The following is a 13,622-nucleotide window of genomic DNA, read 5'->3' as shown; positions in this document are numbered from 1 at the left end:
GAAAAGATGAAGATAAATGTTTCCAACAGTGCATTAGAACTTTCCCGTATCGTGCAGGGAATGATGAGGCTGAACCAATGGAATTTTTCAGTTAAAGAAACGGAGAATTTTATTTTAAAGGCTATCGATTTAGGAGTTACCACTTTTGATCATGCGGATATTTATGGAAATTATACTTGTGAATCTCTATTTGGTGAAGTACTTAAAAACAACCCTTCTTTGAGAAGTAAGATCCAAATAGTTACAAAAACAGGTATAGTTCTTCCAAACAAAGAAAAAAGGAGAATCCATTACTACGATACTACAAAATCACATATCATAAACTCAGTAGACCAATCTTTAAAAAATTTGAACACTGATTTCATAGATCTTCTTCTTATTCATCGTCCAGACCCTTTAATGGACCCCATGGAAATTGCCGAAGCTTTTATTGAATTGCATAAATCAGGTAAAGTTTTATACTTCGGGGTTTCAAACTTTTCTATCCAACAGTTTAAAACTCTTCAATCTAAGTTAAGTATCCCGATTGTAACAAACCAAATAGAGTTATCTCCATACAATTTGGAACATTTTCAAAACGATAATATCTATTTCCTATTAGAAAAGAATGTTAACCCCATGGTATGGTCACCTTTAGCGGGTGGTAAATTATTTGATGCCACTAATGAAAAGAGTATCAGAATACTTACCGCATTAAAAGAGGTGGCTCAAGAGTTAAATATAGATAAATTGGATACTATCGTTTATTCATGGCTTCTAAGTCATCCATTGAAGGTACTTCCTATCTCTGGAAGTGGAAAAATAGAAAGACTTAAAAATGCCATAGAAGCTTTAGATTTACAAATGCCAAGAGAACTTTGGTTTAAGATCTATAAAGCAGGCCTTGGACATGATGTGCCATGAAATACTATTATTAAGATTCTAACAAAATATAAAGAAGGATGATATTTACCCTAACTCCTAACCCATGTTTAGATAGGTATATTTATTTAGATGAATTAAAACCTAATGATACAACAAGGGTTAATAAGACAAAAGATTACAGAGCAGGAAAGGGTATAGACGTTTTTAGAGCGATCAAGGAGTTAGATGGGAGTTCAGTTGCAATATCTTTTCTGGGTTGAGAAAATTTTTAAAGAATTTGGGAGGTGTTTTTTTATAAATGAATAACCTACAAGTTGTTGACCATCCTTTGATAAAGCATAAACTTGCTATAATGAGAAATAAAGATACCGGGCCAAAAGAGTTTAGAGAGCTATTAAATGAGATCACTCTTCTTTTAACATATGAAGCTGCAAGAAACCTTCCAACCGTTGAAGTAGAAGTTGAAACTCCTCTTGAAAATACAAAAGGAGAAATGGTTGAAGATAAGAAAGTTACTATAGTTCCTATTTTAAGAGCAGGCCTTGGAATGCTGGAAGGAGTTCTTTCCCTAGTACCAAATGCATGTGTTGGTTTTTTAGGAGTTTTTAGAGACCCTGAAACATTGAATGCTGTTGAATATTATGAGAAGTTCCCTCCTTTAACTGAAGACCACCAGATCTTTATTGTAGATCCTATGCTTGCTACTGGACATTCAATGAATCACGCTATTAAAGAGGTTAAAAAACATGGAGGAAACAATATAACAATTATGTCTCTTATAGCCGCTCCGGAAGGTGTTGAAGTTGTTTTAGATGAAAATCCTGATGTGAAAATTTTTACAGCTGCTTTGGATAGACAGTTAAATGAGAAAGCTTATATTTTACCTGGTTTAGGTGATGCCGGGGATAGGTTATATAGAACAAAATAATATTAACATACTAGAAATATCGGGGGCAGAATAAATGTCGAAATTGTTGAGGCATACTTTCCTTTTTTCTCTAGCAACTTTGATAAGTAGACTTCTTGGCCTTTTAAGGGATGCTACATTTGCCCATTATTTTGGAATAAGTGCAGAGTACGATGCTTATCTAGTTGCAATAATCTTACCTTTTTTTTTGAGAAAAATCTTTGCTGATGGAGCTCTTTCATCAGCTTTCATTCCCTTATTTACAAGAAAAACAGGAAAAGATTCTCAAGTTTTTTTCAGCACAACTGTTTGGTTTGTATTAATCACTACCGTTTTACTATATATACCTATTTTTTTCTTTTCTGATCAAATAGTTTTTGTATTAGGAACTGGTTTATCAGAATCTACTATGTCTTTAACGTCTTATCTACTTAAAATAACTTATCCCTTCATCATATTCATCTCGCTATGGGCAGTAATTACTGGGGTTTTGAACAGCAAAGATATCTATTTTGGCCCTGCATTTGCTCCAGCACTTTCTAACCTCTCAAGTATAATATTTATATTTCTATCTTCTTTTTTTGCTCCTAAAATACTAGGCCCTGCTATAGGATTTACAATAGGAGGGATATTGCAATTTCTTTTAGTCTTTTATATTTTACGAAAAATAAACTACAAGATAACCTTTGACTTTAACAAAAAAGATTTAAAAAGTATCTTAAACCTTTTTGGCCCTGCACTATTAGGTGTAGCGGTAGGAACTCTTAACACTTTAATCGACACCAATATAGCTACATGGACAGGTACAGGAGGAGTTTCCACAATACAATATGCATTAAGAATTTACCAACTTCCGTTGAGCATTTTTGCTGTTAGTGTTGCAAACGCACTTTTACCAAAGCTTTCCCACTCTTCAAGTATTATGGATGACAAAGAATACAATAAAAACCTAAAAGATAGCATAGAACTAACTCTGTTTTTTACCATACCTTCTATGTTGGGCTTGATATTTATGAATACAGAGATAGTTGCCTTAATTTATCAGCATGGGAGTTTTACCGCTTCTGACACTGTTATTACTTCTAGAACCTTATTGTTTTACTCGTTAGGTCTTCCTTTTTATTCATTACACACTATATTTATAAGAACATACCATTCAAGATTAAATACAAAGTATCCTTCTTTTGTGGCAGTTGTTATGTTAACAATAAATGCAGTTCTTGATGTAATACTTGCCTTTAGATATGGAGTTGTTGGAATTGCTTTAGCAACAACCATTGCTGGTTTTATAGGTACGGTAATGACTGGTTCAAAATATTTCATGGCACTGGAAAGATATGATTGGATTGAAATTTTAAAAATATTTATGTCTAGTATGGTAATGACAATTTTTATAATACTTTTCAAAGATTTTTTTACTTCTAGACTAATGATCCTTATATTTATATTCATATGTGTAATAGTTTATTTTGGTTCAGCATACCTATTTGGTTCTAAAAAGTTAAAACAAGCTGTAAATTTAATTTTCAGAAAAATAAAGTAGTAAGACTACACTTTTTCATATTCAGAGTCATACAAATGGCAAGCCACTTGATGAGTTTCTATATCCTTTAAAATGGGTTCTTGAACTTTACAAATCTCCTTTACATAAGGGCAGCGTGGATGAAATCTACAACCTGTTGGGATATTCACTGCATTGGGAACTTCTCCTTTCGGTATTATCCTTTTTTTATTGCTTTTTGGATCAGGTTCTGGAACTGCTGATATCAGTGCTTGAGTGTAAGGATGACTCGGATTTGTATAAATATGCTCAAAATCACCTACTTCTACTATTTTCCCTAGATACATAACGGCAATTCTGTCACATATATATTTGGTAGTGGCTAAATCGTGGGTAATGAAAAGATAAGTTAGATCAAACTCGCTTTTCAAATCAATCATTAATTGTAAAAGTTGAGATCTTACTGATACATCCAACATAGCTACTGCTTCATCAGCAACTACAAAAGTGGGATGTAAGATCAACGCTCTTGCAATTACTACTCTCTGCCTCTGACCGCCAGACAAATCACGTGGATATCTATTAAAATACTCTTGAGCTGGAGATAGCTGAACCCTTTCTAACATATCCAAAACTATCTTCTGCCTTTCTTCTCGGCTTTTTCCAACATTATGAATCTGTAAGGGGTGCATAACAGCCTCCCCCACTCTCATATGTGGATTCAAAGCTGCAAGAGGATCTTGAAATATTATTTGAATACTTTTTCTAACCTTTTTTAACTCTTTTTTAGAAAATTTACTTATATCATTGTTTTTAAATATTATTTTACCACTTGTTGGATCTTCTAACCTGGTAACTAACCTCCCCGTAGTAGTTTTACCGCTTCCAGACTCTCCCACTAATCCAAGAGTTTCTCCTTTTTTCACCTCTAAATTAATGCGATCTACTGCTTTAACATATTTAGGAGGTTTGCGGGTTAAAGCTTCACCTATAGTCCTTTTTATAGGATAATACTTAATTAAATTTTCTATTTTCAAGATCAAATTTTCATCCATCAAAACCACCCACATTAACTTTCTTTAATTGTCTACTTTTTTCGTAAAGCCAACATTTTACGTTAGAACCTTCTACATTATAAGTTTTTGGTTCTTGTTCTTTACAAACATCCATTACATACTCACACCTTGGGGCAAACCGACAACCTTTTGGAGGATTTATCAGGTTCGGTGGGCTACCAGGAATATATTTTAAATTCTTGTTTTTAATGTCTGTATTCGGAATAGATTCAAGAAGTGCCTTAGTGTACGGATGTTTTGGATTGTAATAAATATTTTCTTTTGAAGAAATTTCAACTAAATGACCTGCGTACATAACTCCTATCCTATCGGCAAGTTGAGCAACTACACCTAAATCATGAGTAATAAGCAACATAGACATTTGATATTCATCTCTAAGTTTTTGCATTAATTCAATAATTTGAGCCTGAACTATAACGTCCAATGAAGTAGTTGGTTCATCGGAAATTACAAACGATGGTTTTAAAACCAAACCTAATGCAATCATCACTCTTTGTCTCATTCCTCCACTAAATTGAAATGTGTATTGGCTCATTCTACTTGGATCAATTCCTACATCTTTTAAAACCCTTCCTCCCATTCCTATCGCTTCTTCCTCAGATATATCAGGAAAATGCGCTTGAACCATCTCAATAAATAAATCCTTTACTTTCATAATAGGGTTTAAAGACGTCATTGGATCCTGAAAAATCATAGTAATATCTTTTCCTCGAATTTTTCTCATTTGTTTTTCGTTCATCTTCAATATTTCATTTTCATTTAAAATAATTTCCCCATAAATCTGAGCATTTCTTGGAAGTATTTTCATAAGAGCCTGCCCTAAGGTTGATTTACCACAACCTGACTCTCCTACCAAGCCTAATGTTTCTCCATCATTAACCTTAAAGCTGACATCATCAACTGCTTTAATTAATCCATCATCACTTTTATAATAGACTTTTAAATTGTTAATTTCTAACACTTTTTTACCTTCTTTCTCTTATTGTAGGATTCAACATCTCATTTAAACCTTCACTAAACATAGAAAAACCAAGTGTTACGGTCATTATGGCAATGCCAGGGAAAGTTAGCGCCCACCATGCACCACTCAAAATGAATCTCTGACCATTACTCAGATCGAATCCCCAATCAGGAGTTGGAGGAGCTATTCCTAAACCCAAAAAGCTTAGACCCGCTTCTGTCATTATTGCGTCCGCCAAATTCATAGAAAGGACAACCACTACAGAAGGAAGTACATTAGGCAATATATATTTACCCAAAATTGACAAGTTTGAAGCCCCTATTGCTCTGGCTCCATCTACATATAGTTCGTTTTTTACAGACGCTACTTGATTTCTAATAACTCTAAAATAGGTAGGGATGTAAACAACAGCTATAGAAATAGCTATATTCAAAACACCTGGTCCTAAAAAGGCTGCAATAGCTATTGCTAGTATTAATCCAGGGAAAGAATAAATTGCATCCATGATGATTGTCATGATTCTATCAAAAATACCCCCGACAAAACCAGATAATAATCCTAAGGGTATGCCTATAACTGATGCAATCAATACAGAAACAAAAGCTATTGTCAATGCTATCCTTGCGCCATAAACAACTCTACTAAAGACATCCCTGCCAAGATTATCCGTTCCAAACCAAAATTCGCTACTCGGAGGTGTCAAAGATCTTCCTACACGTGCAGTAGGATCATAAGGAGCTATCTGCGGAGAGAAAATAGCTAAGAAAACATAAAATATTAAAATAACTAAACCAACAAAAGTAATCCACGCATTTGAACCTTTAAAAATTCTAGAAAAACGTTTTGCTATTTTTGAGGAAACAAATTTTTTTTCTTCCATGCAAACCCTCCTCAGTATCTAACCCTGGGGTCTATTAATGCGTTAATTATTTCTACTATAATATTTATAATTATTACAAAAATCGCAAAAAATACGATTGTGCCTTGAATTGCAGGAAAATCTCTATATCGTATTTTCATGATCAAGTAACTCCCTATTCCTGGCCATGAAAAAGTAGTTTCCGTCAACACAGCACCTGCCATCAGTAGAGCCAATTGTAAACCCATTACAGTTAAAATAGGCACTAAAGCGTTCCTTAAAGCATGTCTATATAGTATTCTATTCTCAGGAATTCCTCTTGCTTTAGCAGATTTAACATAATCTGAGGTTAAAGTTAATATCGTATTATTTCTAACCATTCTTAAAAATATACTTGAAATAACTAATCCAAGAGTTACTCCTGGTAAGATTAAATGTTTTAGAACATCCCAAAAAGCCACCCCATTCCATCTTAAGATAGAATCTAACAAAAATAACCCTGTTATTTGTTCGAATTCGACTGTAGCGCTAATCCTTCCTGCAATTGGAAGTAGCCTCAGCTGCATTCCAAAAATATATTGCATCATTAATCCAAACCAAAACACAGGCACTGCATACATAAGCATTGAAAATCCTCTTGCAACAATATCTACAGGCTTATCTCTTTTTAAAGCCGCTCTTGATCCCCAAAATATTCCTATCAATACCGCTATAATAAAAGCAAATATGGATAATTCTAAAGTTGCTGGAAACCTTTCTAATATTTCATCAAGAACTGGCCTTCCAGTCATTGTAGAAGTTCCTAAATCACCCTTAAACAAGCCTCCTACATATTTAACAAATTGTATTACAATGGGATCATTCAAACCAAGTTCTGCTCTTCTAGCTTCAATTACTTCTTGCGAAGCTCTTCCTCCAAGCATCGCTGCAACTGGGTCACCTGGAATAATTCTAATTACAACGAATATAACTATTAGAAGAACAAAGAGCATGGGTATAGCTAATAAGATTCTCACAATAATATAATTTCTTAAAGACACTGGAACCACCTTTCTTAAAATTGCCCCGATTATAATCGGGGCAATTATGTAATTTTATAATAAAACTATAGAAGTTGATTAAATTACTATTTATACAACAAATAATATCTGAATATTTGCGATGGCTCTAACAAGATCCCTTTTATATTCTTCTGAGCTGCCACCGTTTCAATCCCCTGCCATAGTGGTACATACGGTACATTATAAGCTAGATCTAACTGAACAAGATGATATAATTTTTCTCTTGTTTCAATATCAGTAGCTATTCTAGCCGCTCTCATAATAGCTTCAGTTACTGGATTTTCATAAAAACTTCCCATAGATCGTGCTCCACTTTCACTTAAAAATGGCCATAGATAATCATCGGGATCTATATAATCTGGGTACCAACCTAGCAAGAACATACCCATATTTCCATTTAGGAAATAATCAACATATGTTGCCCATTCAGCATATTGTAAATTGACATCGATTATACCTGTTTTTTCTAAGGATTCCATAATTACTTGGACCACATCGGCTTCTGTTGTTCCATAATGAGTGGGACTATACCAAAGATCTATTACTAATTTATTACTTTCATCATAACCTGCTTGATATAGAAGTTGTTTTGCAGAGTCCAGATCTCCATCCTGAAAAACATCTTCATGACTCCACATTCCCATAGGGACAAGAGAATATAAAGGTGATGCCATATTTAAAAAGACATCTTCTACTATTACATCTCTTTCTATCGCTAAAGATATCGCCTGTCTAACCAACGGATCATCAAATGGAGCTTTTTGAGCATTAAAAACCATCATTCTAATTTGAGGACTTTCCCCTTGAATAACTTGTACGTTTCCAGTTTGCTTCATATCCTGAATATCTCTGGGATCGAGATGTCTGAATGCCACATCGATTTGACCTGTTTCCAGAGCTAATCTCAAAGTTGCTGCATTTTCATAAAACAAAATGATTATTCTATCAGTTTTTGGTTTTTCTCCAAAGTACTTTTCGTTGGCTTGAAGGGTAATTCTAACATCCCTTATCCATTCTGTAACTTTATATGGCCCAGAAGCTGATGGAGCTCCATCATAAAAACTGTCAGCGGAAAATACATTAGGATTAACAGGCCAAGCTACCGTATAACCTAAAACTGATACAAATGCTGAAAATGGATATTTTAGAGTGACTTTAAATGAATAATCACTTACTACTTCAGTTTTTTCTACAATATCCGAAAGTAAAAATGCTGGATCTCCTCCAAGTTTTATAACCCTATCGAAAGAAAATTTAAAAACATTCGCATCAATAGGAGTCCCATCTTCAAAAACAGCTCCCTCTTTTACATGAAATATGTATTCCAAACCGTCTTCCGAAACCTCCCAACTCTCAAAAAGGTTAGGCACAATTTCCGTTGAATTCACTTCATAATCAACAGGTCCTGCTAAAACATTTTGTAATATATTACTTGAAAAATAATCATAGCATAACGCAGGATCTAACGTTCTTATTTTATCAGTAGTTCCAACAACGATGGTTGATTGTGCCCAAACACCTACGAATAAACCTACCAAAACTAACGCACTTAACAAATACCTTTTCATAAAATCCCTCCTCGTATAATAGTAATAAGCCACCGTAACTTTACCCAAAGTTTATTTTTGAGTATGAAATAATTTTCATTGTGTTTAAAATAATGATATTTTTTTCATATCTAATGTGTTGTATTAACTTTCTTTGCTTTGATTTAACCTTTTATATTATACACTTAATAAGTTAGAGAGTCAAGAAATAAATTTTCATATAATATTAGATATTTCAACTTTTAATCTTTCTGACCATCCTTACTTTCATGAAAACTTAGTTTTATAGGCATTATAAGTTTTTTTCTATTTAATTTAACATAATATATATTAATATTTCTTATTATTTCAAAAATAATACATATGTATAGTATACATATCTATCTTTTAAAACATTTTTTTAACAGTTCACTTATAAAATTTCAGTTCTTAAATCTTTTAGGAATAAGGGCTATATGAATTCCATAAGATATAATACGCTTAAATAGTATCTAATCGGATTTTTAATCAAAAATTTTCTTGATTAAGTTCATCCTATATGATAATCTATATATTAGGTTTCATTCCAAGGAGTGATAATTAATGGATAAAGATATACTACTTGAAAAACTTCGTGCTAATATGTCTCGAGATTCTTGGAACAATTGGCTTTCTACTGCGAAAATTCTAGAGCTTGATGAAGAAAAAGTTATAATCGGATTAGGTAATTTATTTATAAAAGAAACGGTCGAAAAAAGGTTCGGTTCAATAATTAAAGATACTATTAACAATATAACAGGCAAGAGGTTAGAAATCGTTTTTAAAGAAATTTCTATAGATAAGGAACATAAGCAAACTGTTAGTGGCCCTATTATAAAAAACAGACCATTGAAACTTTCTGATTTTAACCCCGAATTTACTTTTGATAGTTTTATTACAGGAAACTCAAATAGAATCGCTTATTATTCTGCTTTAGAAGTTTGTAAAAATCCCGGGAAATATAACCCTCTTTTTATTTATGGCGATGTGGGACTTGGCAAGACTCATTTACTTCACGCTGTCGGAAATTATTTAATGGAGAACTCCCCTGATTTGAAAGTTAAATATATTACTGCAGAAGATTTTATGAATCAGATGATGGATGGAATCAGAGCCAGTGAGATGGAGAAATTCAGGGAGCGGTTCAGGAAAAATATCGATTTTCTTTTAATAGATGATGTGCAATTTTTAATTGGTAAAAACACTGTTCAAAGTGAGCTTTTCCATACCTTTAACACACTTTTTAACTCAAGAAAACAGATAGTTATATGTTCTGATAGGACACCTCAAGAATTAGCAACATTTCATCCAAGGTTGATTAGCAGATTCGAAATGGGACTTATTACAGATATTCAAATACCTGATAAAACAACAAAATATTTAATAGCAAAAAAGATGGCTCAGATGATTTCTTTACAACTTACAGATGATGTCGCTCATTATTTAGCCGAACATATCGATCAGAACTTGCGAAAACTGCGCGGCGCTATAATGAATTTACTTATACAAAGTCAGATTTCAGGTTTACCTGTAAATATTGAATCGGCAAAAAAGATAGTAGATTCTATGATTCGCATGAATTCAAATAAATTAAAATTCCAATCTCCCGAGATACTTGAGTCTATAAAAGTCGACACTCTTATTAATGCTGTAGCTAATGAATTCAATATAGAACGTAAAGAAATTTTCTCTTCTTCAAGAAAAAAAGATATAGCTTTGGCTCGTCAAGTTCTAGCTTATCTTTTTAAGACAATATTAAAGATGAAAACTAAAGATATTTCGGAAAAACTAGATAAGAATCACTCTACTATTATTCATTCGATAAAGAAAATAGAACATTCTCTATTAATGGGGAATGATGTTGTAAGAGATAAAATAAACAATGTAAAAGAAAAACTCGAAGGAGATAGAGGATTAGTAGCAATTTAAAGAAGAGGTTTTAAATAATTTTCTAAAACCTCTTCTTTAAAAAAATAGTGGTTATAATTCCAAACCAATTATTGCTTCTGGCGTTAGAATGTGAAAAGTGAATGTCTCCGTGTAAAAGAACTTTAAATCTTCCTCATATTTATCTTGATATCCTAGCGAAATATCTTGACCTAAAATTAATTTGAAATCTCCGCCTCTATTCGAAATAAAAAATGACTGTTCTAAGTTATGAATTGGTTTCACTGTAGTATCAATTATTTGTTCAATAAGTTTGTCCAAAGGATAAGAAAGATTTTGTGAAAATAATTCTTCCCATATTTCCCTATTAATCAATAAAGTATATGGCCCTTCAATTCCTTGCTCCATAAATCTCTTTTTTGATTCTGATAATGACTTAATAAAAACCTTCAAATCACGATTAGAACTTTTTACTAAATTTTCTTTAGCTACTTTTTGTAAACCAACTATGTTAGCTCTTTCTAATCCTTTTAAAATTATATTATCTTCAAACTCTGCAAATTGTTTTGCAGCTGTTTCCAAGCCTTCTAAATCAGGAGTCTGGCATCCTCTTTCTATGTTATCTAATTCCCACTGTTTTAAAACAAATGTATTTCTAGCTTCTATAAGAGGTAAACTTTTCCTAATTCCCCATCCTAAACCATCCCTTGGATTATCGACTAGTTCGTTAGAACCCAGATTGTAAGAAGAATATTCCCAACCATAAGGACCTTCAATATCAACTACTTTTCTCATTCTTAATTTATTTTTAAAAATCTCTCTGGATCTTCCTTCTAATTCTTTCCAAGCTTTTTCTGTTATTGGAGCTAAATTACGTTTTAAAAAGTCCATTTTCCATCCTCCTTTCAAAATGTCGTATAAAAATTACCCCTTCAAATCTCTTAACCCTAAATCTCCCTTTGAAGAAGATTTTTCTTCTCCTTCTAAAGTTTCTTCTTCAACTTGCAATAATGGTTTGTCAGTAAAAAGATACGTCTTTAATTCTTCATCCCAGCCTTCCATATTTCTTCTGAGCCATTCTATAAGCATTACCGCATGTTCAATTTCTTCGTCTCTGTTATGTTCCATAACTTCTTTTATAGTAGGATCCTTTGAAACTGATGCTCTCTGGTTATACCAATCAATTGCTTCAATCTCTTCCTTCAAACTGTTCAACGCAAACATAAAAGAACGGTCTTTTTCACTAAGTTCTTCGTAGGGTACATGATAGTCTCCCATTTACTTATCCCTCCTTTTGTTTTCATTATTTATAGTAAATCCTTTCTTTTTCATTATTATATAATATTTTCAGTAATTTTCAAAAAGTTTCAGATCTCTTTTACTTTCTAAGAAAAACACATATATCAACCTTTGTAGAAAAAAGTAATTATAATTAGTCACTATATATTTCTTAACAAAAGTTAAATATGTTATAATATTTACTAAGAAAAAACTTAAAATAATATCAATTAATGAGGGAGGAGATTATCATGCAGAACATAGTTAAAATGAATCTTGATAATGATTCAGTAGAGATCACAGAATTAACTCCGTTTCCGATTTTACTTTGTGAATTTCTATATGAAGGTGATTTTGAGTTAATGAAAGCGGATTTAAAGCATAATTCAAAATTTATAGAAGAATCTAATAAAATAGAAAAACTTATTAAATACTTACCTGGTTTAAATTCCAACTTCGTGATTTATCCTTTTGTACTTTCTGAATTCATTTCTTATCTTTCTGAGTTTAATATTAGTTATTCCGATTTAGCACATATTTCTTTGAACGGCTTATTCGATACTGTTCTTCTGGAAGCAGATAAAAAGAATTTTGAGTTTGTTAAAGAAGTCATAGAGTTTATATTAAAAATTGATCCAAGTTTCGCTCCAGCATATGAATTAATGGGTTCTGTTCTAATTGAAAAAGGAGAAATAGAAGAAGGCGGAGAATATTTAGAAAAAGCAATTAAATTAGATCCTTGGAATATAGCGGCTTTATCAGAATTGGGAGAACTGTATTTTAATCTAGGAGAATATGAAAAAGCAGCTGAAATTTGGAAAAAAGAATTAGAACTATCTCCTAATAATTATGTAACCTATTTTATGATAGCAGATGCTTATATTCAGAAAGAATCTTATGAAAAAGCTGCACATGTTTTAGAAAAATTCTTAAATAGATTTCCAAATAGCATACTTGGTAAGTATGAACTATCTTCAATTTATGAAAACCTGTCTAGAAAAACAGAAGCAAACGAATTAAAAGAAGAGATCTTAAATTCCACACCCGAATACTCCAGCGATATAGAAGTGTGGGCTAAAGTTATGTTCGAGAACCAAAAATATAAGGAAGTTCAGAATTTTATAGAAAAATTTGTGGAACAAAACAAAGACCATCAACATTTTAAACTTTTGTTAGTAATTCCTTATTTGAAAGATAAAAAGATAGAAGAAGCAAAGAAAATTTATAACGAAGTTAAAGAAAACTATATGTGGTATATATACGGATTAAAAGATATATTAAATAACAACTTATCGAAAGATCAATTAGAAGAGATAGAAAAGGTGTAAAATTAATAAAAGACAACATTTTTCATTAATAATTATAACTTTATTTATAATAGTAGTTAATTTTTTTATACTAAAAACTTCTTTTAACTGGCAAAGTATAGTTGTTGCTAATACGCTTTTTTTTATTGGATTATATGACTATTATACTTTTCTAATACCGGATTTAGGGATAGCAGTTTTATTAATCATCGCAATATTGAATTTTGAACTCTCTAATCTTTTGTATGCTCTAATAATATTCCTTTTAACCTTTTATTATTGGTACCATAAAAAGATGGGGTTTGGAGACGTAAAACTGTTGACAGTTCTTACTTTTATTCTTGGTTTTTTCATAT

13 protein-coding genes are annotated in these 13,622 nt (G+C 32.1%); 6 read left to right on the top strand and 7 right to left on the bottom strand.

Annotated elements, in window-relative coordinates; all coding sequences use genetic code 11:
- The first annotated feature begins 6 nt into the window (after nucleotides 1-6).
- From PW5551_RS01910 to murJ, 4 genes are read left to right on the top strand one after another with little or no spacing between them, the layout of a single operon-like run.
- The gene (locus PW5551_RS01910; RefSeq protein ID WP_113073998.1) at nucleotides 7-903 is read left to right on the top strand and encodes an aldo/keto reductase family oxidoreductase; all 897 of its coding nucleotides are present in this window, start codon (nucleotides 7-9) and stop codon (nucleotides 901-903) included.
- 38 nt (nucleotides 904-941) lie between these two features.
- Complete coding sequence (locus PW5551_RS01905) at nucleotides 942-1,124, top strand: hypothetical protein (RefSeq protein WP_199562151.1); 183 nt, start codon at nucleotides 942-944, stop codon at nucleotides 1,122-1,124.
- A 38-nt stretch (nucleotides 1,125-1,162) separates the two neighbouring features.
- Nucleotides 1,163-1,792, top strand: a complete 630-nt coding sequence (gene upp / locus PW5551_RS01900) for a uracil phosphoribosyltransferase (protein ID WP_113073996.1) — start codon at nucleotides 1,163-1,165, stop codon at nucleotides 1,790-1,792.
- A 34-nt stretch (nucleotides 1,793-1,826) separates the two neighbouring features.
- Complete coding sequence (gene murJ / locus PW5551_RS01895) at nucleotides 1,827-3,314, top strand: murein biosynthesis integral membrane protein MurJ (RefSeq protein ID WP_113073994.1); 1,488 nt, start codon at nucleotides 1,827-1,829, stop codon at nucleotides 3,312-3,314.
- A gap of 5 nt (nucleotides 3,315-3,319) precedes the next feature.
- Here murJ and PW5551_RS01890 read toward each other — a convergent pair whose 3' ends face one another.
- The 5 genes from PW5551_RS01890 to PW5551_RS01870 all read right to left on the bottom strand — a co-directional run bounded on the left by PW5551_RS01890 (nucleotide 3,320) and on the right by PW5551_RS01870 (nucleotide 8,797).
- Complete coding sequence (locus tag PW5551_RS01890; RefSeq protein ID WP_113073992.1) at nucleotides 3,320-4,327, bottom strand: ABC transporter ATP-binding protein; 1,008 nt, start codon at nucleotides 4,325-4,327, stop codon at nucleotides 3,320-3,322.
- Nucleotides 4,320-5,309 carry an ABC transporter ATP-binding protein gene (locus PW5551_RS01885; protein WP_113073990.1) on the bottom strand — a complete coding sequence of 330 codons (990 nt, stop codon included), beginning with the start codon at nucleotides 5,307-5,309 and terminating at the stop codon, nucleotides 4,320-4,322. Before PW5551_RS01885 ends, PW5551_RS01890 begins: the two co-directional genes overlap by 8 nt.
- Nucleotides 5,310-5,313: 4 nt before the next feature.
- On the bottom strand, nucleotides 5,314-6,189 hold the full coding sequence (locus PW5551_RS01880; RefSeq protein ID WP_199562150.1) for an ABC transporter permease: 876 nt from the start codon (nucleotides 6,187-6,189) through the stop codon (nucleotides 5,314-5,316).
- An 11-nt stretch (nucleotides 6,190-6,200) separates the two neighbouring features.
- Complete coding sequence (locus PW5551_RS01875; protein WP_113073988.1) at nucleotides 6,201-7,208, bottom strand: ABC transporter permease; 1,008 nt, start codon at nucleotides 7,206-7,208, stop codon at nucleotides 6,201-6,203.
- A gap of 86 nt (nucleotides 7,209-7,294) precedes the next feature.
- Nucleotides 7,295-8,797, bottom strand: coding sequence for an ABC transporter substrate-binding protein (locus PW5551_RS01870; protein ID WP_113073987.1), 1,503 nt, complete (start codon nucleotides 8,795-8,797; stop codon nucleotides 7,295-7,297).
- A 561-nt stretch (nucleotides 8,798-9,358) separates the two neighbouring features.
- Here PW5551_RS01870 and dnaA point away from each other — a divergent pair.
- Nucleotides 9,359-10,723, top strand: coding sequence for a chromosomal replication initiator protein DnaA (gene dnaA / locus PW5551_RS01865; protein ID WP_113073985.1), 1,365 nt, complete (start codon nucleotides 9,359-9,361; stop codon nucleotides 10,721-10,723).
- 51 nt (nucleotides 10,724-10,774) lie between these two features.
- Here dnaA and PW5551_RS01860 read toward each other — a convergent pair whose 3' ends face one another.
- Both PW5551_RS01860 and PW5551_RS01855 read right to left on the bottom strand, forming a co-directional pair.
- Entirely contained in the window at nucleotides 10,775-11,572 is a 798-nt protein-coding gene (locus PW5551_RS01860; protein ID WP_113073983.1) for a family 1 encapsulin nanocompartment shell protein, read from the bottom strand.
- A gap of 33 nt (nucleotides 11,573-11,605) precedes the next feature.
- Nucleotides 11,606-11,959: an encapsulin-associated ferritin-like protein gene (locus PW5551_RS01855; protein WP_113073981.1), complete on the bottom strand. Its 354-nt coding sequence runs from the start codon at nucleotides 11,957-11,959 to the stop codon at nucleotides 11,606-11,608.
- A 251-nt stretch (nucleotides 11,960-12,210) separates the two neighbouring features.
- Between PW5551_RS01855 and PW5551_RS01850 the strand changes: the two genes are divergently transcribed.
- Nucleotides 12,211-13,287, top strand: a complete 1,077-nt coding sequence (locus PW5551_RS01850) for a lipopolysaccharide assembly protein LapB (RefSeq protein ID WP_113073979.1) — start codon at nucleotides 12,211-12,213, stop codon at nucleotides 13,285-13,287.
- Nucleotides 13,288-13,622: the final 335 nt, after the last annotated feature.

It is taken from the genome of Petrotoga sp. 9PW.55.5.1, from assembly GCF_003265365.1.
GTDB lineage: Bacteria > Thermotogota > Thermotogae > Petrotogales > Petrotogaceae > Petrotoga.
Note: the sequence above shows the minus strand (reverse complement) of the source record. Positions and strands in the feature narration are given on the sequence as shown.

Bases quoted from the DNA above. Each gene is read 5' to 3' on its own strand.
- murJ (WP_113073994.1), top strand. From the start codon at position 1,827: ATGTCGAAATTGTTGAGGCATACTTTCCTTTTTTCTCTAGCAACTTTG.
- PW5551_RS01880 (WP_199562150.1), bottom strand. From the start codon at position 6,189: ATGGAAGAAAAAAAATTTGTTTCCTCAAAAATAGCAAAACGTTTTTCT.
- dnaA (WP_113073985.1), top strand. From the start codon at position 9,359: ATGGATAAAGATATACTACTTGAAAAACTTCGTGCTAATATGTCTCGA.
- PW5551_RS01870 (WP_113073987.1), bottom strand. From the start codon at position 8,797: ATGAAAAGGTATTTGTTAAGTGCGTTAGTTTTGGTAGGTTTATTCGTA.
- PW5551_RS01850 (WP_113073979.1), top strand. From the start codon at position 12,211: ATGCAGAACATAGTTAAAATGAATCTTGATAATGATTCAGTAGAGATC.
- PW5551_RS01905 (WP_199562151.1), top strand. From the start codon at position 942: ATGATATTTACCCTAACTCCTAACCCATGTTTAGATAGGTATATTTAT.
- PW5551_RS01860 (WP_113073983.1), bottom strand. From the start codon at position 11,572: ATGGACTTTTTAAAACGTAATTTAGCTCCAATAACAGAAAAAGCTTGG.
- PW5551_RS01855 (WP_113073981.1), bottom strand. From the start codon at position 11,959: ATGGGAGACTATCATGTACCCTACGAAGAACTTAGTGAAAAAGACCGT.
- upp (WP_113073996.1), top strand. From the start codon at position 1,163: ATGAATAACCTACAAGTTGTTGACCATCCTTTGATAAAGCATAAACTT.
- PW5551_RS01890 (WP_113073992.1), bottom strand. From the start codon at position 4,327: ATGGATGAAAATTTGATCTTGAAAATAGAAAATTTAATTAAGTATTAT.
- PW5551_RS01910 (WP_113073998.1), top strand. From the start codon at position 7: ATGAAGATAAATGTTTCCAACAGTGCATTAGAACTTTCCCGTATCGTG.